Annotated in this window: 4 protein-coding genes and 1 pseudogene; 2 read left to right on the top strand and 3 right to left on the bottom strand. The window is 45.7% G+C overall.

Going from position 1 to position 2,615, the window contains the following annotated elements; translation table 11 throughout:
* Window positions 1-165: 165 nt before the first annotated feature.
* On the bottom strand, window positions 166-627 hold the full coding sequence (locus ABF463_RS14345; protein WP_415534695.1) for a hypothetical protein: 462 nt from the start codon (window positions 625-627) through the stop codon (window positions 166-168).
* Window positions 628-715: 88 nt separating this feature from the next.
* Window positions 716-1,120: pseudogene (locus tag ABF463_RS14350) on the bottom strand (cupin domain-containing protein); the annotation flags it as partial.
* Between the two features lie 261 nt (window positions 1,121-1,381).
* Here ABF463_RS14350 and ABF463_RS14355 point away from each other — a divergent pair.
* The gene (locus tag ABF463_RS14355; protein ID WP_415534697.1) at window positions 1,382-1,516 is read left to right on the top strand and encodes a hypothetical protein; all 135 of its coding nucleotides are present in this window, start codon (window positions 1,382-1,384) and stop codon (window positions 1,514-1,516) included.
* Window positions 1,517-2,022: 506 nt separating this feature from the next.
* Here ABF463_RS14355 and ABF463_RS14360 read toward each other — a convergent pair.
* On the bottom strand, window positions 2,023-2,190 hold the full coding sequence (locus ABF463_RS14360; protein WP_415534699.1) for a hypothetical protein: 168 nt from the start codon (window positions 2,188-2,190) through the stop codon (window positions 2,023-2,025).
* 96 nt (window positions 2,191-2,286) lie between these two features.
* On the opposite strand from ABF463_RS14360, the gene ABF463_RS14365 reads away from it, so the two are divergent.
* Window positions 2,287-2,490, top strand: a complete 204-nt coding sequence (locus tag ABF463_RS14365) for a hypothetical protein (RefSeq protein WP_415534701.1) — start codon at window positions 2,287-2,289, stop codon at window positions 2,488-2,490.
* Window positions 2,491-2,615: the final 125 nt, after the last annotated feature.

Genomic DNA, 2,615 nt, shown 5'->3' on the forward strand with positions numbered 1-2,615 from the left:
GTATTAATCATACACCAAAACGCGCTACAGTTCCAGAGAACCAGGGAAAATATTTGAACTTACTATTCTGGTTTGCACAAGCAAAAAACGCCCCCTACTGGCCTTTATCGGCTGGCAGGGGCGTTTTACTGTTATTGTTATGGCTGTAATAGATACTTGGCTATTTCATATGCAAGAGCACTTGGCACTGCAATAGCAATCACGATAAGCAAAACCATATATTCTCCCCCCAAAAATCAAATTTAATGTCAAATAGTATATCAGCATATCTATGAAAAAAATGGGGAAATGGTACAGGGTTACGCCGCGCGGCGCGGGAATGATGCCGGTTTGAAGCGTGGTCTGCGCCTCGAAGTTTTCGTACACACGGATGCCGCCGAGCGACGTATGTCCGGCAGATAGCACCTGTCTGATCTGGTCAATGCCGGATACGCGGTAATACGTGCAGATTTTGTCATTGTCAATACCGGCGTTTTCATACGCCGCCTGCGGGGGCTTGTCCGCAAATTTTGCGATATCATATGGCCAGACAGCCGCATCACAGACACCGTTAGCCGCCAGTGCTGTACAGATGTCACGCAGGTTTCCGCCTGCATCCTGACCAACCGCGTCCCCAAGAGTACGCACATTGTAACATCCAAGCAATTACCGTAACGGTCACCTCCTAACTTTGAGCAAAAGAAAGCGTCCGCCTAAGCGGACGCTAAATATTTTCTTACTCAGCCTCCATTGCGTCGGCCTTCGTTTTATTCACTGTTCCCCATGGATGATCTGGCGGTGCATAAATCGAATATACTTTTAGAGGCGTATCTCCTACATTCACTATATTATGCCACGTCCCTGCGGGAACAACGACAGCGTCGCTTGGACCGACTCTCCTCTGGAAATTTAAGTTATTCCTTTGCATCCCCATTTGGGCAAGCCCCTCGCCTTGTTCAATCCTAATAAATTGATCAACGTTAGGATGGATTTCCAACCCTATGTCATCTTTAACGTCTATGCTCATCAATGTAATTTGAAGATGTTTTCCCGTCCATATAGCCGTGCGATATGTACTATTCTCCCGGGTCGCCTGCTCAATGTTGACCACCATTGGCATTGGCCCATAATCTCGCATCTTTTCATCAGACATACCTTACACTCCCTTTCGGTTCCACATGACATCTTATGAGAAACGGAGATACGGGGTTCCATTTCAAAAACAAATTCGTACTACCCACTCAATCGGTAATATCATCATGGCGTGACATACATGTATTGTCAGCATACTCCCAGTAACAGCAAGTCGACCATCGCCTGCGTCACGCTATTTTTTAATCCGGTAGATTCCGCCCTTGAATGTTCTTACGACTTCGGGGAAAACTTCTATTGAGGTGGTAATATGCCAAAAGACAGCCAGCCCGATAACAAGAGAGCCCGAAAAGAAAAATCCAAGGGACAAATTCCCATTACCCGCGAAAACCAGAATCAAAATAGAAATGCTAAAAAGCAATCGATTGCAAACAACGATGTATGACTTTCTTTGCCCCCGCTTCGGCGGGGATTTTTATGTCTGTTTATCCGATTTCCCTAAACTTGCATATACTACGTTCAGGTGATGAAAATGGAAAATCAGTCATGGGATTTATCGTGCCTGTGCAATTTAACACCAGAACAAATTGCGCAATTAGCGACATCGTTGTCCACTATAATTTCGTTACATACCGACACGGACATTGTGTTTGTACTCAGTAGCCTTTTTTCCAGCATGGGTAATACATTTGGGCTGATTGCCCGTCAAAGGAGATTCCGCGAAGATTTTTGCTGTCCCAAACCTGATTCGTCGGAACAGGAACAAGATGACCAGAATGATTTTGAGTAATTTCAATATGTGGTCACCATGTATTTAATGGTGCGAACCTTGCCTTCAGCAAACAGCTTTCTGATTTTTACATCAGTGATGTTCAATGATGTCCTTCCTTTCGCTGTGCACGACGGCTTGTCCTCGTTTGGGCTGCCCGGCGTTCCGGGCGTTGGATAGAGTCAGCTTTGCTTTTTACTTTCGGCCTGTTGGGCAAGGCTCCTTTCGTAGTCCCGGCGCAAGATAGCCTGCACTTCCGCCGCCCCCCGCATAAACTCCTCTTCTGTAACGTTTTCCGGATGGTGCTCCACGACGCGGCGCGGCACGTACTCTTTTGGCTTTCTGGACATATGTATCACCTCGTTTAAATGTATGCAGGTACGGTTTGTCCGGTTGCCCTTTCCAACCGCTAACTGTATAATTTTGGTAAAAACGGGTGTGCTAATATGAAAGGCATACCAATTGATGTAATACTACTTTCTGTTGCATCATCTTTGCAAGCCTCTGCTGCGACGGCGGCGGAATCCAGTGCTGCTTCTAAAAAGTCCATTGCCCAAGAGCTTGAAAACTACCGCAAAGAACCGGAAGCGGAAAAAGAGGCGCAAACATTAAGAGCCTCACACGGTATGGGCGAAAACACCGTTGGTTGAGGCTTATAATTATTAGGACATACACGATTTGCGGGCACGGATTGCGTGGTCCGCTTTTTGCATTTTATGTCATAAATTTTTCAAAGATGTCCTATTAGGGCATCTTTTTTAATGTAAAAAATTAT

The organism is Ethanoligenens sp. (assembly GCF_047718355.1).
GTDB lineage: Bacteria > Bacillota > Clostridia > Oscillospirales > Ethanoligenentaceae > Ethanoligenens.